The sequence below is a fragment of the Halomonas getboli genome (assembly GCF_023094245.1).
GTDB lineage: Bacteria > Pseudomonadota > Gammaproteobacteria > Pseudomonadales > Halomonadaceae > Halomonas > Halomonas getboli.
Genome location: NZ_JALMEW010000011.1, coordinates 37934 through 58140 on the forward strand (window position 1 = coordinate 37934; position 20207 = coordinate 58140).

16 protein-coding genes are annotated in these 20207 nt (G+C 68.8%); 9 read left to right on the top strand and 7 right to left on the bottom strand.

Annotation, left to right across the window (positions count from 1 at the left end):
• The first annotated feature begins 60 nt into the window (after positions 1 to 60).
• The 3 genes from MYL53_RS16530 (at position 61) to eat (ending at position 3827) form a co-directional block, all read left to right on the top strand.
• The gene (locus tag MYL53_RS16530; protein WP_247855151.1) at positions 61 to 1470 is read left to right on the top strand and encodes an ethanolamine ammonia-lyase subunit EutB; all 1410 of its coding nucleotides are present in this window, start codon (positions 61 to 63) and stop codon (positions 1468 to 1470) included.
• Positions 1467 to 2291: an ethanolamine ammonia-lyase subunit EutC gene (eutC, locus tag MYL53_RS16535; protein ID WP_247855152.1), complete on the top strand. Its 825-nt coding sequence runs from the start codon at positions 1467 to 1469 to the stop codon at positions 2289 to 2291. Before MYL53_RS16530 ends, eutC begins: the two co-directional genes overlap by 4 nt.
• 120 nt (positions 2292 to 2411) lie before the next feature.
• Positions 2412 to 3827 (top strand): ethanolamine permease, encoded by a 1416-nt coding sequence (gene eat, locus MYL53_RS16540; protein WP_247855154.1) that lies wholly within the window; start codon positions 2412 to 2414, stop codon positions 3825 to 3827.
• Between the two features lie 82 nt (positions 3828 to 3909).
• Here the strand turns inward: eat and MYL53_RS16545 are convergent, their stop codons facing one another.
• From MYL53_RS16545 to MYL53_RS16555, 3 genes are all read right to left on the bottom strand, one after another.
• The gene (locus MYL53_RS16545) at positions 3910 to 5736 is read right to left on the bottom strand and encodes a cation:proton antiporter (protein ID WP_247855155.1); all 1827 of its coding nucleotides are present in this window, start codon (positions 5734 to 5736) and stop codon (positions 3910 to 3912) included.
• A 103-nt stretch (positions 5737 to 5839) separates the two neighbouring features.
• Positions 5840 to 6040: a DUF2905 domain-containing protein gene (locus MYL53_RS16550; protein WP_247855157.1), complete on the bottom strand. Its 201-nt coding sequence runs from the start codon at positions 6038 to 6040 to the stop codon at positions 5840 to 5842.
• 38 nt (positions 6041 to 6078) lie between these two features.
• Positions 6079 to 9264, bottom strand: a complete 3186-nt coding sequence (locus tag MYL53_RS16555; protein ID WP_247855158.1) for an FAD-binding and (Fe-S)-binding domain-containing protein — start codon at positions 9262 to 9264, stop codon at positions 6079 to 6081.
• 171 nt (positions 9265 to 9435) lie between these two features.
• On the opposite strand from MYL53_RS16555, the gene serS reads away from it, so the two are divergent.
• Positions 9436 to 10713: a serine--tRNA ligase gene (gene serS, locus MYL53_RS16560; protein WP_247855160.1), complete on the top strand. Its 1278-nt coding sequence runs from the start codon at positions 9436 to 9438 to the stop codon at positions 10711 to 10713.
• A 181-nt stretch (positions 10714 to 10894) separates the two neighbouring features.
• On the opposite strand, the gene MYL53_RS16565 is transcribed toward serS, so the two are convergent.
• Positions 10895 to 11698, bottom strand: coding sequence for an SIMPL domain-containing protein (locus MYL53_RS16565; protein WP_247855161.1), 804 nt, complete (start codon positions 11696 to 11698; stop codon positions 10895 to 10897).
• A gap of 185 nt (positions 11699 to 11883) precedes the next feature.
• On the opposite strand from MYL53_RS16565, the gene MYL53_RS16570 reads away from it, so the two are divergent.
• Positions 11884 to 12990 (top strand): AI-2E family transporter, encoded by a 1107-nt coding sequence (locus MYL53_RS16570; protein WP_247855163.1) that lies wholly within the window; start codon positions 11884 to 11886, stop codon positions 12988 to 12990.
• Positions 12991 to 13054: 64 nt separating this feature from the next.
• Here MYL53_RS16570 and trxA read toward each other — a convergent pair whose 3' ends face one another.
• Positions 13055 to 13378: a thioredoxin gene (gene trxA, locus MYL53_RS16575; RefSeq protein WP_247855164.1), complete on the bottom strand. Its 324-nt coding sequence runs from the start codon at positions 13376 to 13378 to the stop codon at positions 13055 to 13057.
• A 240-nt stretch (positions 13379 to 13618) separates the two neighbouring features.
• Here trxA and cysB point away from each other — a divergent pair, with 240 nt between their 5' ends.
• Positions 13619 to 14590 carry an HTH-type transcriptional regulator CysB gene (gene cysB / locus MYL53_RS16580; protein ID WP_247855166.1) on the top strand — a complete coding sequence of 324 codons (972 nt, stop codon included), beginning with the start codon at positions 13619 to 13621 and terminating at the stop codon, positions 14588 to 14590.
• Positions 14591 to 14672: 82 nt separating this feature from the next.
• The gene (locus tag MYL53_RS17350; RefSeq protein WP_247855168.1) at positions 14673 to 16067 is read left to right on the top strand and encodes an MBL fold metallo-hydrolase RNA specificity domain-containing protein; all 1395 of its coding nucleotides are present in this window, start codon (positions 14673 to 14675) and stop codon (positions 16065 to 16067) included.
• A 77-nt stretch (positions 16068 to 16144) separates the two neighbouring features.
• Here the strand turns inward: MYL53_RS17350 and MYL53_RS16590 are convergent, their stop codons facing one another.
• Both MYL53_RS16590 and pabB read right to left on the bottom strand, forming a co-directional pair.
• Positions 16145 to 16765, bottom strand: coding sequence for a phosphoadenosine phosphosulfate reductase domain-containing protein (locus MYL53_RS16590; RefSeq protein WP_247855169.1), 621 nt, complete (start codon positions 16763 to 16765; stop codon positions 16145 to 16147).
• Between the two features lie 184 nt (positions 16766 to 16949).
• Complete coding sequence (gene pabB / locus MYL53_RS16595) at positions 16950 to 18308, bottom strand: aminodeoxychorismate synthase component I (RefSeq protein WP_247855170.1); 1359 nt, start codon at positions 18306 to 18308, stop codon at positions 16950 to 16952.
• 225 nt (positions 18309 to 18533) lie between these two features.
• Here pabB and MYL53_RS16600 point away from each other — a divergent pair, with 225 nt between their 5' ends.
• Positions 18534 to 19277 (top strand): GntR family transcriptional regulator, encoded by a 744-nt coding sequence (locus MYL53_RS16600; RefSeq protein ID WP_247855172.1) that lies wholly within the window; start codon positions 18534 to 18536, stop codon positions 19275 to 19277.
• On the top strand, positions 19274 to 20164 hold the full coding sequence (gene prpB / locus MYL53_RS16605) for a methylisocitrate lyase (protein WP_247855173.1): 891 nt from the start codon (positions 19274 to 19276) through the stop codon (positions 20162 to 20164). Before MYL53_RS16600 ends, prpB begins: the two co-directional genes overlap by 4 nt.
• Positions 20165 to 20207: the final 43 nt, after the last annotated feature.

The following is a 20207-nucleotide window of genomic DNA, read 5'->3' on the forward strand; positions in this document are numbered from 1 at the left end:
GCAACATTCGTTCCGTTCCGGCGCCTCGCGGCGGCCCGAACGCTCGACATGGAGACGCTCATGGCCAAGGCCTATCACCATACGCTGGGAAATCGGCGCTATCACTTCGCGAGTCTCGCCGAGCTGATGGCCAAGGCCACGCCGGCCCGCTCCGGCGACCGGCTGGCCGGCGTCATCGCCGACTCCGCCGAGGAGCGGGTGGTGGCCCAGATGGCGCTGGCGGAGCTGCCGCTGTCGACCTTCCTTGAGGACCATCTGGTGCCCTACGGCGAGGACGAGATCACCCGCCTGATCGTCGATACCCACGACGCCGCCGCCTTCGCGCCGATTCGACACCTGACGGTGGGCGACTTCCGCAACTGGCTGCTGAGCGATCTCGCCACGCCCGAGGCGATCGTCCGGGCGCGTGCCGGCATCACCCCCGAGATGGCGGCTGCGGTGAGCAAGATCATGCGCAACCAGGACCTCATTCTCGTCGCCCGCAAGTGCCGGGTGACCACCGCCTTTCGCAACACCATCGGCCTGCCGGGGCGGCTCTCCACCCGGCTGCAGCCCAATCATCCCACCGACGACGCCACCGGCATCGCCGCCAGCATTCTCGACGGCCTGCTCTACGGCAACGGCGACGCGGTGATCGGTATCAACCCGGCCACCGACAACGTCGCCCAGAGCGTCAAGCTGATGACGCTGATGGACGAGGTGATCCAGAAGTACGCGATTCCCACCCAGTCCTGCGTGCTGACCCACGTCACCAACACCCTGGAGGCGATCGAGCAGGGTGCCCCCGTGGACCTGGTGTTCCAGTCCATCGGCGGTACCCAGGCCACCAACGAGAGCTTCGGCTTCGATCTCGCCACTCTCGGCGAGGCGCGGGACGCCGCCCGCAGCCTCAAGCGCGGCACCGTGGGCGACAACGTCATGTACTTCGAGACCGGGCAGGGCAGCTCGCTGTCCGCCAACGCCCATCACGGCCTCGACCAGCAGACCTGCGAGGCCCGCGCCTACGCCGTGGCTCGCCACTTCGAGCCGCTGCTGGTCAACACCGTGGTCGGTTTCATCGGCCCCGAGTACCTGTTCGACGGCAAGCAGATCATCCGCGCCGGTCTCGAGGATCACTTCTGCGCCAAGCTGCTCGGCGTGCCCATGGGCTGCGACATCTGCTACACCAACCACGCCGACGCCGATCAGAACGACATGGACAACCTGCTGACCCTACTGGGCGCGGCGGGCTGCACCTTCATCATGGGCATCCCCGGCTCGGACGACATCATGCTCAACTACCAGACCACCTCCTTCCACGACGCCCTCTATGCGCGCCGGGTGCTCGACCTGTCGCCGTCGCCGGAGTTCGAGAAGTGGCTCGACGAGATGGCGATCTTCGAAGACGTGGCTCGCCATCGCCCCAGCGGCCGGCTGCCCGACGCCTTCGCCCGTCCGCTGAGTCGCCTGCCCGAGGGAGGTGCCCGATGAGCGATGCGACCCCCACTCACGGCGTCACCGATAACCCCTGGCATCGGTTGCGCGAGTTCACCGACGCGCGCATCGGCCTCGGCCGTGCCGGCACCAGCCTGCCCACGCATCGTTCGTTGGAGTTCCAGCTGGCCCATGCCCGCGCCCAGGACGCCGTGCATCTGCCGCTGGACGTCGAGTCGCTGTGCCGCGACCTCGACGTCCTGAGTGGCGGTCAGCCAATCCACCGCCTGCACAGCCGGGCGGCCGATCGCGAGACCTACCTGCAGCGTCCGGACCTGGGACGGCGCCTCGATGACGCCTCCCGCGAGCGGCTGGCCCAGGCCAACGACGCGCCGCGACCCGCCGTCGACCTGGCCATTGCCGTGGTCGACGGGCTGTCGTCGCTGGCCGTTCAGCAGAACGCGCCGCCCTTCCTCGAGGCGCTGGCTCGGGAGCTGGCCGAGGACGACCAGGACTGGTCGCTGGCGCCGCTGACGGTGGTCGAGCAGGGTCGGGTGGCGATCGGCGACGAGATCGGCGAAAGCCTCAACGCCCGGGTAGTGCTGGTGCTGATCGGTGAGCGGCCGGGCCTCAGCTCGCCGGACAGCCTCGGCCTCTATCTGACCTGGGGGCCGCGGGTCGGGCTGAACGATGCCGCCCGCAACTGCATCTCCAACGTGCGCCCGGCGGGCTTCGTCTTCGACGAGGCCAGCCGGCGGCTGATGTACCTGCTGCGCGAGGCCAGGGTCAGGGGCCTGTCCGGCGTACGGCTCAAGGATCGCACCCAGGACGACGTCATCGAGTCCTCGGGCGGCGTCCAGAACTTCCTGACCTCCTGAGCCCTTGGCCCCCGAGCTCCCCGAATCGGCGGGCCCCGTGCTCGTCATCCTCCATCGCGACACGACCTCACGACACGATTTCACAACGCCATTTCATAACAACAGCGCAAAGGTGACCCGATGAACGATGCGACTCTGGACCAGGAGTACCTGGCCAAACGACAGCTGAAGAAGGGCAGCGCCGGCTGGCTGCTGCTGGCCGGCCTCGGCGTGTCCTACGTGATCTCCGGCGACTTCGCCGGCTGGAACTTCGGCATCGCCGAGGCGGGCTGGGGCGGCTTCGTCATCGCCGCCGGCCTGATGGGGCTGATGTACTTCGCCCTGGTGCTGTCGCTGGCCGAGATGTCGGCGGCGATTCCCGCCGCCGGTGGCGGCTACAGCTTCGCCCGCCAGGTCATGGGCCCGGCCGGCGGCTACCTGACCGGACTGGCGGTGCTGATCGAATACGCCCTGGCGCCGGCGGCCATCGTCATCTTCATCGGCGCCGCGGTGGAGGAGCTGTTGGGGATTAACGGCCCCGCGGTCTATGCGCTGTTCTACGCGGTGTTCATCGGCATCCACCTGAGCGGCGCCGGCGAGGCGCTCAAGGTGATGATGGTGATCAGCGGCCTGGCGGTGTGCGCCATCCTGGCCACCGCCCTGGCGCTGTTCGGCGTCTTCGATGCCGGCAACCTGTTCGACATCGCGCCCACCGACGCCGCCGGCGCCAGCGCCTTCCTGCCCTTCGGCTGGGCCGGGGTGTGGGCCGCGCTGCCCTTCGGCATGTGGCTGTTCCTGGCGGTGGAGGGCGTGCCGCTGGCCGCCGAGGAAGCCAAGAATCCGGCTCGGGACGTGCCGCGCGGCATCATCGGCGCCATGCTGTTCCTGCTGGTCACGGCGGTGCTGGTGGTGGTGCTGCTGGCGGGTGCCGCCGGGGCCGGTGCCATCGGTGCGAGCGGCGTGCCGCTGGTCGACGCGCTCAAGGCCGCCGATCATCCGACGCTGGCGACCCTGGTCAACGTGCTGGGCCTGGCCGGTCTCATCGCGTCCTTCTTCTCGATCATCTACGGCTACAGCCGCCTGGTGTTCGCCCTGTCCCGGGCCGGCTATCTGCCGAAGATGCTGTCGCTGACCAGCCGCCGCAAGGCGCCGACCTGGGCGCTGGTGGTCCCGGGCATGTTCGGCTTCCTGGCGTCGCTGAGCGGCGAGGGCGACCTGATCCTCGGCATGGCCGTGGTGGGAGCCACCGTGTCCTACGCGCTGATGGCGCTGAGCCATATCCTGCTGCGCCTGAAGCGTCCCGAGCTGGCGCGTCCCTACCGGACCCCCGGCGGCATCCTGACCTCCGGCGTGGCACTGGTGCTGTCGCTGGTGGCGCTGTCCGGCGTGTATGCCTTCGATCCGCGGGCCTTCATCTACACCCTGGGGCTGTTCGCGGTCGGCGCGGCCTACTTCTTCCTGTACAGCAGGAACACCCTGGTGGCGAAGACCGCCGACGAGGAGTTCGCCCTGGTGGCCGACGCCGAGGAGAGCCTCGAGGCCAGCCCTGTCAGCTGAGCGTGAGAACCTGCCGCCAATGCAACGGGGCCGCCCAGATGGGCGGCCCCGTTTGCGTGGTGGGCAGCAGAGAAGATCGCGCCTAGATCGGGCTCGCCACCGTCTGCAGCGAGTGCTTGGGCGAGTCGGCGAAGACCAGGCTGATCAGGGTGTCGCCGCGCTTGGGCGATAGGCCGGTCTCGCCCGTCGCTATCCTGAGTCGTCCGGCCGGGCCGATGCACAGCATCGGCAGCCAGCGACCGGCGTGGGCCTGGCGCTGCGGCTCCATGCGGAACTTCTCGCCGCAGCGCTCGAGGCGCACCTCGCCGCCTTCCGCCACCAGGCGCGACAGCTTGGCAAAGGTCACGTCGCGACCGAACAGCAGCGGCAGGTGATCCAGCGCCTGGCCCTGGGGGCGGTTGCCGCGCCGGCCCTCGTCCACCGCCAGGCGGAAGACCCGGTCACGGCCCAGCAGGTGCTCGAAGTGCAGCGCCGCCAGGTCGTTGAGCTCGCGATAGGGCGAGATCGGCAGCAGGTAGCCGATGCCGCTGAGCTCGAGGTGCTGGGCGGCGTGCTCGGAGAGCGGGTCGCCGTAGTAGGTGGTCAGGCCCTCGTTGCGGGCCAGCTGGACGGCATCCCAGCTGCTGTCGGCCAGCACCACGCTGACGCCGGCGTCGCGCAGGGTGCAGGCCAGCTGGCGCGCCACGGCGTTGGCGCCGATGATCAGCACGCCGTTGGGCGAGGGGCGCTGTACGCCCAGCCAGCGGGCCAGGGGGCGCGACAGCAGGCTCTGGCTGACCACGGTGCTGATGATCACCAGGAAGGTCACCGGCACCAGCATCTCGGCGCCGGGCATGCCTTCCTCCTCCAGGCGCAGGGCGAACAGCGAGGCCACCGCGGCGGCCACGATGCCGCGCGGCGAGATGAACGCCAGCAGCGTCTTCTCGCGCCACGCCAGGCCGCTGCCCAGGGTGCACAGCCACACGGACAGCGGCCGGGCGATGGCCACCAGCACCAGCAGGAAGACCCAGGCCGGCCAGCTCAGCAGGGCCAGCTGCTCCACGGTGAGGCGGGCGGCGAGCAGCAGGAACAGCCCGGAGATCAGCAGCACCGAGAGGGTTTCCTTGAACTCGATGATGGGGCGGGTGGGCACGCCGCGCATGTTGGCCATCCACACCCCCATCACCGTCACCGTCAGCAGGCCCGACTCGTGGAACAGCTGATTGGACACGGTGAACAGCGTCAGCATCAGCATCAGGGTGCCGAAGCTGTGCAGCTGGTGGGGCAGCCAGTGGTGGCGGAGCATGAGGCCCCAGCAGTAGCCGCCGGCGATGCCCAGGCCGAAGCCGATCAGCGCCGTCTGGCCGAACAGCGCCAGGGTGTGCGTGGCCGCCTCGCCGCCGGAGCCCAGGGCCACGAACTCGTAGACCAGCACCGCGCCGATGGCGCCCATGGGGTCGATCAGGATGCCTTCCCAGCGCAGGATCTGGGTCAGGTGCTCGCGGGCGCGCAGCGTCTGCAGCATCGGCAGGATCACCGTGGGGCCGGTGACCACCAGCAGCGCGCCCAGCACGCTGGCCATCTCCCAGGAGAGGTCCAGCAGCAACCGGGCCGCGACCGTGCCGATGACGCCGGTGATCAGCGCGCCCCAGGTCACCAGCCGGCGCACCGTGCGGCCGTGGCCGCCCAGCTCGCGAAAGTTCAGCGTCAGGCTGCCCTCGAACAGGATCACCGCCACCGCCAGCGAGACCAGCGGGAACAGCAACTCGCCGAACAGGGCGTCGGGATTCAGCAGGCCCGTGACCGGACCGGCGGCGATACCGGCGACCAGCAGCGTCAGGATGGCGGGCAGCTTCAGCTGCCAGGCGAGCCATTGGCAGATCAGCGCCAGCAGGCCGATCATCGCCAGGTCGAAACCGGCATGCTCCATGGTCGTTCGCTCTCTCGTCAGGGTTGGGTTAAAGGGCGCGCAGCCTAGCGTTGCCGACCCCGACATGCAATCGATGGAAGCGATGAATAACGTCGATAACGCGTCAACGTCGGAAAAGCCACAGCAGCAGCGTCAGTATGGCGCTGATCAGCAGCATGGTGGTGAGGGGAAAGTAGAAGGTGGTGTGGCCGCGGCGGATCAGGATATCGCCCGGTAGCTGCCCCAGGGGCAGCCGACCGAGCCAGGGCCACAGCAGCCCGGTGGCGACCAGCAGCAGGCCGATGACGATCAGCGCGCGTGACATGATCTCTCCTCCGGGCCGGGGGGAGGTGTGGGCCGCGCTCAGGCGGCCCGCTTGAGCGCGGTCAGAAGCCCCTGCAGCGGATGGGGCAGGGCGGTATCCGAGAGGCGCTTGGCCTGGCTGCGGCAGGAGTAGCCGCTGGCCAGCAGCCGCCCGGCGTTGGCCGGGTCCTCGACCTTCGGCTGCCAGGACTGAGCGTAGATGGTCTTCGAGGTCTCGAGGTTGCGCGCCTCGTGACCGTAGGTGCCGGACATGCCGCAGCAGCCGGTGGCGACCACCTCGAGCTCGAGACCGAAGGCGGCGAACAGCCGCTGCCAGGCCTTGGGCGTACCCGGGGCGTTGGTCTTCTCGGTGCAGTGGGCGAGCAGCCGGTAGCCGGGGTCGTCGAGACGGGCGCCTTCCGGTGCCAGCTCGGGCGCGCGCTCGCTCAACCATTCGGGCAGCAGCTGCACCTCGGGCACGGCCTCGGCGCCCAGCGCCTTCACGTACTCCTGGCGGTAGGTCAGGGTCATGGCCGGGTCGATGCCCACCAGCGGCACCCCGGCGTCGGCCAGTGTCCGCAGGCGCTCGGCCTGCTTATCGGCGGTACGCTCGAAGGCACCGAGGAAGCCCTGGACGTGCAGCGGCTTGCCGTTGGGCGAGAAAGGCGCGACGAACACCCGCACGTCGAGGCGCTCGAGCAGCTCGACCACGTCCATCACCAGCCGGGACTCGAAGTGGCTGGTGAAGGCATCCTGTACCAGCACCACGCTGTTGGCCTTCTGCGCCTCGGTGAGCCGGCCGAGGGTGGTCGGCGTGGCCGGCGCCACGCCCCAGGCCGCGAGCTGCTTGTCGAGGCGCGCCCGGGACAGCCGGGGGCTGTCGACCATGCCCACCGGGCCGGCCAGCAGGCGGCTGACCCAGCGGCTGTCCAGGGCGGCATTGTAGAGCGGCGCCACGCGGGACAGCGCCGGCATCATGAACTCCAGCCCGCCGATCAGGTAGTCGCGGGGTGGACGCAGGTAGCGGCCGTGATAGACCTCGAGGAACTGCGAGCGGAAGGTCGGCACGCTGACCTTCACCGGACACTGGCCGGCGCAGGACTTGCAGGCCAGACAGCCGGCCATGGCGTCATAGACCTCGTGGGAGAAGTCGTCCTCGCCGCGGCGCTTGGCCAGGGTGTTCTTCAGCTTGCCGGGAAAGGCCTTGAGCGCGCCCCAGGCGCCGCCGCGTCGGGCGTCGCGCGAGGCATCGATCACGTCGACGCCGGCCTCGCCCTGCAGGCGCAGCCATTCGCGCATCAGGCTGGCGCGCCCCTTGGGCGAGTGGATACGCTGGCGGGTGGCCTTCCACGACGGGCACATGGCGTCGTCGGGATCGTAGTTGTAGCAGGCGCCGTTGCCGTTGCAGTAGACGGCGTCGCCGTGGGCCTGCCAGACCCGCTCGTCGATCCGGCGGTCGTGCTGGCCGCGGGTCGGCACCCCGTCGATGGCCAGCAGCCCCGGGTCGACCCACTTCACGGCCTGCTCGTCTTCGCCCCCTTCTGGGCGGGACTGGGCGTCATTTTCGACCGACGGAGCCCTACCCGCGTGTTCGGGCGGGGGAAATGAAGAGAAAGGCGTGGCGATCTTGCCCGGATTCAACTGGTTATGCGGATCGAAGGCGCCCTTGAGCCGCTGCAGGCTCGGGTAGAGCGGGCCGAAGAAGGCCGGGGCGTATTCCGAGCGCACGCCCTTGCCGTGCTCGCCCCACAACAGGCCGCCGTATTTCTGTGTCAGCGCGGCGACCTCGTCGGAGATCTCGCGGATCATCGCCTCCTGGGCCGGGTCCTTCATGTCCAGCGCCGGGCGCACGTGCAGCACCCCGGCGTCGACGTGGCCGAACATGCCGTAGGCCAGGCCGCGGGCGTCGAGCAGGGCGCGGAACTCGGCGATGTAGTCGGCCAGGTGCTCCGGCGGCACCGCGGTGTCCTCGACGAAGGGCAGCGGGCGCTTCTCGCCCTGGACGTTGCCGAGCAGGCCCACGGCGCGCTTGCGCATGCCGTAGACCCGGGTGATCGCCTCCCGGCCCACGGCCTGGGTGTAGCCCAGCCGGGTGACGCTGTCGTCCTCGGCGAGGTGCTCGCAGAAGGCCGCGACCCGTGCGGCCAGACGCTCGGGGTCGTCGTCGTTGAACTCGACCAGGTTGATGCCGTGGGTTGGCGTGTCGCCGGTGTCAGGAAAGAACTCGCCGACGCTGTCCCACACGAAGTCCTGCTGGGCCAGGCCCAGCACCTTGTCGTCCACCGTCTCGATGGAGGTGGGGGCGGCGGAGCTTGCCATGAGGGCCTTGGCGTCGCGCAGGGCGTCCATGAAGCCGGCGTAGCGCACGTTGACCAGGGTCGAATGCCTCGGGATCGGCAGCACGTTGAGCACCGCCTCGCTGGTGAAGGCCAGTGAGCCCTCGGCACCGCACAGCACGCTGTTGAGGTCGAACTTGCCGTCCTCGGTGCGCAGATGCGCGAGATCGTAGCCGGTCAGGCAGCGGTTGAGCGGCGGGAAGGTCTCGCGGATGCGCTCGCGCTCGGTGTCGATGATCTCGCGGGCCATGCGGTGCACCTGGCCCACGGTGTCGTCGCGCTGGCACAGCGCCTCGAGCTCGTCTTCGTCCACCGGGCGAGTGACCAGGCGCTCGCCGCCGAGCAGCACGCTGTCGAGCTCGAGCACGTGATTGCGGGTCTTGCCGTACTCGCAGCTGCCCTGGCCGCTGGCGTCGGTGGCGATCATGCCGCCGATGGTGGCGCGGTTGGAGGTGGAGAGCTCCGGGGCGAAGAACAGCCCGTGGGGCTTGAGCGCGGCGTTCAACTGGTCCTTGACCACGCCGGCCTGGACGCGCACCCGGCGCGCCTCGACGTCGATGTCGAGGATGGCGTTCATGTGCTTGGAGACGTCGACCACCAGGCCGTCGGTCAGCGACTGGCCGTTGGTGCCGGTGCCGCCGCCGCGCGGGGCGAGCGCGACCCGGCGGAATTCGTCGCGGGCGGCCAGCCGGGCCAGGCGCTCGAGGTCGGTGGCGTTCCTGGGATAGATCACCGCCTGGGGCAGGCGCTGGTAGATCGAGTTGTCGGTGGCCAGCACCGTGCGGTTGGCGTAGTCGGGGGCGATCTCGCCCTCGAAGCCGGCGTCCGCGAGGGCCTCGAGGAAGTGCAGGTAGGGCGCGTCGGCGCGGTCGGAGGCGCTGAGGCGCCCGGTGTCCAGTCTGGCGATCATGGCGTTTTTTAGTGTCGCTGTCGCTGCCGTGCGGGCAGGGGAGAGAAGGAATCCCTACTGTACCGCGACAGGCCACGCCGCGCACCCGGGCGCGTGGCGCCGGGGCGGGCTTTTGCCTACAATGGCCGCCTTGCGTTTGTTGATTTCACCGACTGCGACGGACCGGATTCCATGCTCGATCCCAAACTGCTGCGCGGCGACCTCGAGATGGTCGCCCAACGACTGGCCACCCGAGGCTTCGCCCTCGACACCGCTCGTCTCGCCGACCTCGAATCCCGGCGCCGGGAGCTCCAGGCCGAGACCGAGCGCCTGCAGAACGAGCGCAACACCCGGTCCAAGGCGATCGGCAAGGCCAAGGCCGCCGGCGAGGACATCCAACCGCTGCTCGACGAGGTCAGCGACCTGGGCGAACGCCTGGACGCCGCCAAGTCGCGCCTGGCCGAGCTGCAGGCCGAGTGGGACGACCAGATCAGCGGCCTGCCGAACCTGCCCCACGAGAGCGTGCCCCAGGGCGAGAGCGAGGACGACAACGTCGAGCTGCACCGCTGGGGCACGCCGCGCACCTTCGACTTCGACGTCCGCGACCACGTCGACCTGGGCGCACAAACCGGCCAACTCGACTTCGACCTGGCCGCCAAGCTGACCGGCGCCCGCTTCGCGGTGATGCGCGGCACCATCGCGCGCCTGCACCGTGCTCTCACCCAGTTCATGCTCGACAAGCAGACCCTCGAGCACGGCTACGAGGAGTGCTACGTCCCCTACATGGTCAACGACGACTCGCTGTACGGGACCGGCCAGCTGCCCAAGTTCGGCGAGGACCTGTTCCGCCTGGAGGACGAGCGCGGCTATCGCCTGATCCCCACCGCCGAGGTGCCGCTGACCAACTTCGCCCGCGGCGAGATCCTCGAGCACAAGCAGCTGCCGATGCGCCTCACCGCGCACACGCCGTGCTTCCGCAGCGAGGCCGGCTCCCACGGCCGCGACACCCGCGGCATGATCCGCCAGCACCAGTTCGACAAGGTCGAGATGGTGCAGCTGGTCGAGCCCGCGACCAGCTACGACACCTTGGAGGAGATGCGCGGCCACGCCGAGGCGATCCTCCAGGCGCTCGACCTGCCGTACCGCGTGGTGACCCTCTGCACCGGCGATATGGGCTTCGGTGCCGCCAAGACCTACGACCTGGAAGTCTGGCTGCCGAGCCAGGGCACCTACCGCGAGATCTCCTCGATCTCCAACTGCGAGGACTTCCAGGCGCGCCGCATGCAGGCCCGCTTCCGTCATCCCGACGAGAAGAAGCCGCGGCTGCTGCACACCCTCAACGGCTCCGGCCTAGCCGTGGGGCGCTGCCTGATCGCGGTGATGGAGAACCATCAGAACGCCGACGGCTCGATCACGGTGCCGGAAGCGCTGCGGCCTTACATGGGCGGCGTCGAGACGGTCAACGTCTAAGCGCCGGGCGCCGAGCGACAAGAAACCCCGAAGGTTGAGCCTTCGGGGTTTTCTTTTGCGGCAGGCGGTTTCAGGCTGTTGATGTGCGGCTTTCAGCCTTCAGCTCGCACCTCGCACCTCGCACCTCGCACCTCGCACCTCGCACCTCGCACCTCGCACCTCGCACCTCGCACCTCGCACCTCACTCCTCACCCTGTGGCCCCTCGATCTCCCAGCCGACGCTGACCGCGGCGTCGATGGAGAGGCTGCCTGGGCGGTATTCGGTGGCGCCGCCGCTTTCGCGGGCGTCGGCGCTCATAGCCATCATCCGCGGCTGGAACACCGGCGCCTGGTTCTCGCTCACCGACAGCACGTCGCCCAGCTCGACGCCGAGGCTCTTGGCCATCAGCTCGGCCTTGTGTTTCGCGCGCTGCAGGGCCTGGTTCAGCGCCTCGTCGGTGGCCGCGTCGCGGTCGGCGAGGTCGTAGGTGACGCCGTCCAGGGCGTCGACGCCGGCCTCGGTCAGGGCGTCGAGGATCGTGGGCAGGCGGTCGAGTTCGTTGATCTCGATATTCACCGGGCGTTCGAGGCGGGTGCGCGCGAGCATCTTGCCGTCGCCGTCCTGGCCGCTGGGCTCGCGCAGCATCTCGGGCTGTACGCTCAGCGAGCCGGCGCTGATGGCGTCGCGATCGACGCCGGCCGCCTCGAGCGCCTGGATCAGCGTGGCGGCGCGTTCCTCGAGCCGGCTGCGGGCCTGGCTCAGCGCCAGGGCGTCGCCGCCGCTGGCGTCGCGTTGGGCGATGGCCGGGGTGCGCTCCCACAGCCGGGCGCTGAGCGTGGCCTGGTCCGGCACCACCTCGAGTTCGGCCCGGGCCTGAACGTCGAGGCGATGCGGCGCGGGTGAGGCATCGGCCATGGCGGCCAGCGGCAGGGCGGCGAGAGCCAGGGCGAGCAGGCCGCCGGAGAGGCGGGGAAGAGGAAGAGCGGGGCGGCGATCTAGCTTCATGAGATTTTCCTTGTTGGCGGTGGCGTCGTGGTCCTGGAATTCTAGGCTTGGAGCCGCGGTCGGCGCCCGGGTTCCGGCGCGCCGGTCGATTGCACCAAGCTTGCACGCTCATGGGCCGCCCGCGCGTTGTGCCCTGGGGCCCCAGGCGTCATGATGGCGGTCCTTGTAATGGCGGAGTGGGCGGCATGGCGGCACCCGAGGACGATCAAAGCAGCATCCCCCTCAACCTGACACTGGCGCTGGCCTCGCTGGTGGTGATCGTCGCCGGCATGCGGGTGGGCTCCAGCCTGCTGGTACCGCTGCTGCTGTCGCTGTTCATCGCCGTCGTGTGTACCGCGCCGGTGCACTGGCTCAATCGCCTGGGGGTCGGCCTGCGGCTCTCGGTGTGGCTGACGCTGGTGGTGATCGGCGGGCTGCTGTCGCTGCTGGGGCTGCTGCTGGTCAACAGCGTCGGCACCTTCATCGATGCCCTGCCGGGGATCGAGGAGAAGCTCTACCAGTACTACCTGAGCTTGCTCGACGGACTCGCGAGCCTGGGGCTGGCCATCGATACCGAACGCCTGGCCGAGCTGCTCGATGCCCAGAAGCTCGGCGGCTGGATTCCAGCGCTGCTCGGGCAGGTCGGCAATCTGATGGTGCAGTGCGTGATGGTGGCGCTGCTGGTGATGTTTCTGCTGTTCGAGACGCTGAACTTCCGCGACAAGCTGTCCCGGGCGCTGGTCAATCCGGCGCCGAGCCTGCGCCGGTTCCAGGAGTTCAGCCTGACGCTGAAGCGCTATCTGGCGGTGAAGACGGTGATCAGCCTGGCCACCGGGGCGCTGATCTGGCTGGCCTGCAAGCTGGTCGGGGTCGAGTTCCCGCTGCTGTGGGCGGTACTGGCCTTCGCCCTCAACTATATCCCCAATATCGGCTCGGCCATTGCCGCGCTGCCGCCGGTGCTGCTGCTGCTGGTGTCGCCGGAGGGCGGGGCGGTCAAGGCGCTGATGCTCAGCGGCGCCTACCTGGGCGTGAACTTCGTGCTCGGCAATCTGGTCGAGCCGCGGGTCATGGGGCGCGCACTGGGCCTCTCCACCTTCGTCGCCTTCCTGTCGCTGGTGGTGTGGGGCTGGATCTTCGGCGTGGTGGGCATGCTGCTCTCGGTGGTGCTGACCATGACCCTGAAGATCGCCCTCGACAGCCATCCCCAGACGCGCTGGATCGCCCATCTGCTGGGGTCGGGCAGCGCGCCGCTGGAGACCGCCAATCGTCCGCCTTCCGAGCGGCGCGAGGGCAGGGACGAGCGCGGCGACTGAGCTCAGACGACGACGCCCCGGCCGGAGCCGAGGCGTCGTGGAGACCGTAGCCTGAGGGTATCGATCAGGCGTTCTGATCGATGAACTGGGTCAGCTGTGACTTGGACTGGGCGCCGACCAGTGAGGCGACCTTGGCGCCGGACTTGAACAGCATCACGGTGGGCACGCCGCGCACGCCCTGCTCGGCGGCGATTTCCGGGGCGTCATCCACGTTGATGCTGACGATCTTGAGGCTGCCTTCGCGCTCTTCGGCGACCTCGTCGACCACCGGCGCCATGACCTTGCAGGGGCCGCACCAGGGCGCCCAGAACTTCAGCAGCACCGGGGTCTCGGCGTTCAGCACTTCCTGCTCGAAGTTGGCATTGGTGACATCGACGTTGTTGGCCATGGGGATTCTCCAATTACTGCATTGCGCATCATGCGCGGATGGTCTGGGCATGCTCTCAGGCATGCTGGGTGGCTCGATGTTAGCGGTCGGTTAGGATGCTGGCAAATCCCGCGTTTCAGCGTGGCGTCTCTTCCCCGGACGTGTGTCGCTTGCCCTGCTATGCTATAAAGTAATTATGAATGATATTCTTATGTCACAATGGTCTTTTAACGGCCGGGCGAGCCAGGGGGACACGCGCGCATGAAGCTTCAGCAGCTGAGATACATCTGGGAAGTCTCGCGTCACAACCTCAACGTGTCCGCCACCGCCCAGAGCCTCTATACCTCCCAGCCGGGCATCTCCAAGCAGATCCGCCTGCTCGAGGACGAGCTGGGCGTGGAGATCTTCGCCCGCAGCGGCAAGCACCTGACCCGGGTCACCCCGGCGGGGCAGGCGATCATCGAGCTGGCCGGCCAGGTGCTGCGTCTGACCGAGAATATCAAGCACGTCGCCCAGGAGCACAGCGACGAGCGCCGCGGCAGCCTGTCGATCGCCACCACCCATACTCAGGCGCGCTACGCGCTGCCGCCGGTGATCCGGGAGTTCACCCGCAAGTATCCCGACGTCGCCCTGCATATGCAGCAGGGTACGCCCAAGCAGATCGCCCAGATGGTCAGTGAAGGGCAGGCGGACTTCGCCATCTGCACCGAGTCGCTGGAGCTGTTCAACGACCTGGTGCTGCTGCCCTGCTATCGCTGGAACCGCTGCCTGCTGGTGCCCAAGGAGCACCCTCTGGCGGCGCTGGAGACGCTGACGCTGGAGGCGCTGGCGGAGTATCCGCTCGTGACCTACGTGTTCGGCTTCACCGGCCGCTCGCAGCTCGACGACGCCTTCCGCGCCGAGGGGCTCACACCCAACGTGGTGCTGACCGCCGCCGATGCCGACGTCATCAAGACCTACGTGCGCCTGGGCATGGGCGTGGGCATCGTCGCCCACATGGCGGTGGACCCTGAGCAGGACGACGACCTGGTGGCGCTGGACGCCAGTCACCTGTTCGAGAGCTCGACCACCAAGATCGCCATCCGCCGCGGCACCTTCATGCGCAGCTTCATGTACGACTTCCTGCAGGGCTTCGCCGACCACCTGGACCGCGAACTGGTCGATGCCGCCCTTGCCGCCGGGCCGCGTCACGAGCAGGCGCTGTTCGACGACATCGCGCTGCCGGTGCGCTGAGGGCCCGCTCCCGCGCGCCGGCCTGTCGCCCGATCTATGCTGAAGACGGGCAACGGGCCCGCTTCGGCATCGGGAGGTCGCGGTGAACATCTCTTTCCATGGCGCCGATCAGGGCGTGACCGGCTCCTGCCATCTGGTGGAATGCGCCGGGAAGCGGATACTCATCGACTGCGGCCTCTATCAGGGCGGGCGCTCGATCGAGGAGGAGAACGCCGAGCCGTTCGGCTTCGAGCCCGCCGATATCGACGTCCTGCTGCTGACCCACGCGCATCTGGATCACTGCGGGCGGATTCCTCTGCTGGCCAGGCGCGGCTTTCAGGGCGAGATCATCACCACGCCGGCTTCCCGGGAGCTGGCCCGGCTGGTGATGCTCGATGCGGCCCATCTTCAGGAAGAGGAGGCGGCTCGTAACAATCGCCGCGCCGCCCGGCACGGCCGCCATCGCCGCCGCGAGGAGACGCCGCTGTTCACCGTGCTGGACGCGCTGAACAGCCTCGACGCCTTCGGTCGCTGCGCCGCCTACGGCGAGCGCCTGCAGGTGCTGCCGGGGATTCACGCGACCTTCCTCGACGCCGGTCATATCCTCGGCTCGGCGAGTCTCCTGCTGGAGCTCGAGGAGGACGGCGAGCAGCGGCGCCTGCTGTTCTCCGGCGATCTCGGCAATCGCGGGCGCCCGCTGCTGGGGCAGCCCGAGGTGGCCACTGACCTGGATGCGATCGTGATGGAGACCACCTATGGCGATCGCGCCCACAAGGCGCTCGAGCCGACCGTCGACGAGTTCTATGCCGCGATCAACGCCACCTTCCGGCGCGGCGGCAACGTGATCATTCCCACCTTCGCCCTGGAGCGTGCCCAGGAGCTGCTGTATTTCCTGCGTGAGGGCGTCGAGCGCGGCATTCTCTCCCAGGCCACCCAGGTCTTTCTCGATTCGCCGATGGCGATCTCCGCCACCGAGATCTTTCGCCGCCATCCCGAGGCCTACGGCGACGATACTCGGGCCCTGTTCCAGGCCGGCCGGGACCCCTTCCAGCTGCCCGGGCTGCATTTCGTCCGCGAGACGGCCGACTCCATGGCGCTGAACAAGATCGGCGGCGGGGCGGTGATCATGGCGGGCTCGGGAATGTGCACCGGCGGCCGGGTTCGCCATCACCTTCGTCATCACCTGTGGCGCCGCGACAGCAGCGTCATCTTCGTCGGCTTCGCGGCCCGGGGCACCCTGGCGCGGCGGATCATCGACGGCGCCGAGTCGGTGCGCATCTTCGGTGAGGACATTCCGGTCCATGCCAGTGTCCACACCATCAACGGCTTCTCCGCCCATGCCGACTGCCACGAGCTGATGGACTGGTATCGGCGCGCCGGCGGCGCCCCGGTGACCTATCTCGTGCATGGCGACGTCGATGCCATGCAGGCGTTCGCCGATCGGCTGTCCGATTCGGAGGTGCGGATCCCGGCGCTGCATGAGCGCCATGCGCTGTGAGGGCCTGGTCGCGAGCAACCTGAAACGCCGGCGCCCGTCCATCTGGACGGGCGCCGGCGTTGGCCATCACGGTCGGCTCAGTGCTGCAGGTGCAGGCCGCACTCGCGTTTCTCTTCCACCTTGGTGGGGTCGAAGTAGTCGAACTCGTTGGGCAGGCCGTGGGCTTCCAGGTACTGATACATGTCGCGGGCGCTCCAGTGCAGCAGCGGGGCGATCTTCAGCAGGCCGTCGGCGTTGCGGCTGACCGGGTCCATCCTGGCGCGCTCCGGGGTGTCCTCGGCGCGCAGCGCGGTGAACCAGACGTCCGGGGCCATCTCGCTCAGGGCGCGATTGAAGGGCTCGAGCTTGACCTCCTCGGTGAAGGCCGCGTGACGCGGGTCGTCGATGCCCGGCATGGGGCCCTCGACGGCCTCGCGGTGCGCCCGGGTGCGACGCGGAATGTAGCTGACCAGGTTGAGGCCGAGCTGCTTCACCACGCCATCGGCGAAGCGGTAGGTGGCCTCGGTGTTGTAGCCGTGGTCCATCCACACCACCGGGATGTCCGGGCGCACCCGGCTGACCATGTGCAGGATCACCGCCTCGAAGGGGCGGAAGTTGGTGGTGACGATCGGCCGGGCGCCCTGTTCCAGGGCCCAGCGGACCAGGGCCTCGGGGTCCTGGCCCAGGTCGCGATTGATGGCGTCGAGTTGCGGCTCCATGAGCGCCTCCCAGAATGATGGTGTTCTCGATGACGCTACCCTAGCAGAGCCGCCATGAGCGGCCCCAATACCGATTGCTTGGGTATTTATTCCGCTAAGAATTAAAAGCGCGTTTTCGTTATTCCAAGGCGGATTAATCGGGCGATGGGGCCGCGGTCGTCTCGAGCGGGCGGCCTGAGCGACGTCAGTCGGGATCGCTCAGCGCCGCCATCAGATGGCGGATCTTGTCCAGGGTCTCGGTGTATTCCGCCTCGCCCTCGGAGTCCGCCACCAGGCCGCCGCCGCCCCACAGGTGCAGCCGGCCGCGGTCGGCCACGGCGGTGCGGATGGCGATGGAGGTGTCCATGTGGCCGCGCACGTCGACGTAGCCGAGGCTGCCGCAGTAGGCGCTGCGCGCCGAGGGCTCCAGCTCGTCGATGATCTGCATGGCGCGCACCTTGGGGGCGCCGGTGATCGAGCCGCCGGGGAAGGCCGCGGCCAGCAGCGCCAGGGGCGATTGCTGCTCGGCCAGCTCGCCGGTCACCACGCTGACCAGGTGATGGACGTTGGCGTAGCTCTCGAGCCCGCACAGCTGCGGCACTTGCACCGTGCCGGGTCGGCATACCCTACCCAGATCGTTGCGCAGCAGGTCGACGATCATCACGTTCTCGGCGCGATCCTTGACGCTCGTCGTCAGTTCCTCCGCCAGGCGGCGGTCCTCTTCCGGCGTGGCGCCCCGCGGCCGGGTGCCCTTGATCGGGCGGGTTTCCACCCGGCCCTCGGCGCAGTGCAGGAAGCGCTCCGGCGACAGCGACAGGATCGCCTGCTCGCCCCATTCGAGGAAGCCGGAGAAGGGCGTGGGCGTGGCCCGGCGCAGGCGGCGATAGGCCGTCCACAGATCGCCCTCGAAGGGGGCGCTGAAGCGCTGGGCGAGGTTGATCTGGTAGCAGTCGCCGGCGCGGATGTAGCGCTGCACGGCGTCGAAGCGCGTGAGGTATTCCTCACGGCTGAGCTCGGCCCCGAACTCGCCGGTCAGCTGGAACGTTGCATCGCTCGTCTCGCGCTCGTCGATGTTGCTCAGCCATCCCAGCACCTCGGCGCGGCGTTCCGGCGTGGCGATCAGCCAGGCCTCCCGGCGCTCGTGGTCCTGGATCAGCGCCCAGTCATAGAGGCCGACCCGGGCCGCCGGCAGCCCGGCCGCGGGCCGCGCGCTGCCGGGCACCGGCTCCAGGCAGCGGCCCAGGTCGTAGCTCCAGTAGCCGATCAGCCCGCCGAGGAAGGGCAGCTCGCTGTCGGGCACGTCGCGCGGCAGCCGCTCGAGCAGTGCCCGCTGGGCGTCGAAGGGCGCGAGGTCCGTGGGCACGTCATCGCCGTGGCAGCGGCCCTCGGCGTCGACCTCCAGCACGCTCAGCGGGTCGCAGGAGAGGATGTCGTAGCGGCCGCCCGGGGCGTCCGGGCGGCCGCTGTCGAGCAGCACGGCGCCCGGGCGCTGGCGCAGGGCGGCGAAGGTGGCCAGGGGCGAGTCCCGATAGGGCAGGGGGGTGATCTCGAGTGGTGATGTCATCGATGCGGTTTCCCTCGTCAGGCGGCACATTCTAGGCGCCGGCGAGGGCTTTGTCCCGTCGCCCGGCGGCTCGCGGTCGGTACGAGCCTGGGTGGGCGGTCACCTTGCCCGAGCGATCGCTTGGTTGTTTACAACCAAAGGGGGAGAAGTGCGATCATTGGGCGTATTGACCCCCGAGATGGCACTGGCTAGAGTGCTTACATTCCTTGATTGTCGACAATTACCATGACCAACGTCCAGATTCCATCGGCCACCACGCCCGAGGTCCGCACCCTGGCGGAACGCGTCTTCCAGCAGCTGCAGGAGGCCATCGTGCGCGGCGAGCTGGCGCCGGGCAGCAAGATCACCGAGCCCGGCCTGTCTCGGACCTACGGCATCTCCCGCGGGCCGCTGCGCGAGGCGATGCGCCGCCTCGAGGGGCATCGCCTGATCGAGCGCGTCCCCCACGTGGGCGCCCGGGTGGTGAAGCTGTCGATCAAGGAGCTGCTCGAACTGTTCGACGTGCGCGAGGCGCTGGAGAGCATGGCGGCGCGGATTGCCGCCGAGCACATGACGCCCGAGGAGATCGCCGGGCTGCGCGAGGTGCTGGCGCTGCACGAGCGGCAGAGCGATCTGAGCCGCGGCGAGGCCTACTACCAGCGCGAGGGCGATCTGGACTTCCACTACCGCATCGTCCAGGGCAGCCACAACAGGATGCTGATGGGCATGCTGTGCGATGACCTCTACTACCTGGTGCGGCTGTATCGCACCCAGTTCAGCGCCAGCGGCTCGCGTCCCCAGCGGGCCTTCGTCGAGCACCACCGCATCGTCGATGCCATCGAGGCCGGCGACGCCGAGCTCGCCGAACTGCTGATGCGGCGCCACGTCAGTGCCTCGCGGGAGAACGTCGTCGAGCGCTACGCCGCCGTCCTCGAACAGGAACAGTCGGCCGCTTCCCAGGCCGCCGCCACCGACCGGAGAAACCCATGACCCAAGCGACGCCCGGCGCCCGTTTCCGCGCCGCCCTCGAGGCCAGTCGGCCGCTGCCGATCGTCGGCACCATCAATGCCTACACCGCGATGATGGCCGAACGCGTCGGCCACCCGGCGATCTACCTGTCCGGCGGCGGCGTGGCCAACGCCTCCTTCGGCCTGCCGGATCTGGGCATGACCACCATGAACGATGTGGTCGAGGATGCTCACCGCATCTGCGGCGCCACCGACCTGCCACTGCTGGTGGACATCGATACCGGCTGGGGCGGTGCCTTCAACATCGCCCGCACGGTGAAGGAGATGCAGCGTGCCGGCGTCGCCGCCGTGCATCTGGAGGACCAGGTGGCCCAGAAGCGCTGCGGGCATCGCCCCAACAAGGCCATCGTCTCCCAGCAGGAGATGGTCGACCGCATCAAGGCCGCCGCCGACGCGCGCCTCGATCCGGACTTCTATCTGATCGCCCGCACCGACGCCTTCCAGAAGGAAGGGCTGGAGGCCGCCATCGAGCGTGCCAATGCCTGCCTGGAGGCCGGTGCCGACGCCATCTTCGCCGAGGCCGTGCATACCCTGGACGACTACCGCGCCTTCTGCGAGCGCCTCGACGCGCCGATCCTTGCCAACATCACCGAGTTCGGCGCCACTCCGCTGTTCACCCAGCAGGAGCTCGCCGAAGTCGGCTGCCGCATGGTGCTGTATCCGCTGTCGGCCTTCCGTGCCATGAACGCAGCGGCGCTCAGGGTCTATCAGAGCATCCACGACCAGGGCCATCAGCGCGACGTGGTGGACCAGATGCAGACCCGGGAGGAGCTGTACGACTTCCTCAACTATCACGACTTCGAGCGCAAGCTCGATGCGCTCTTCGCCGACAAGGGCGAGGACGCCTGAGCGCGCCCCGAAGCCGGATTCGAACAACAAGACCACGCCAAGT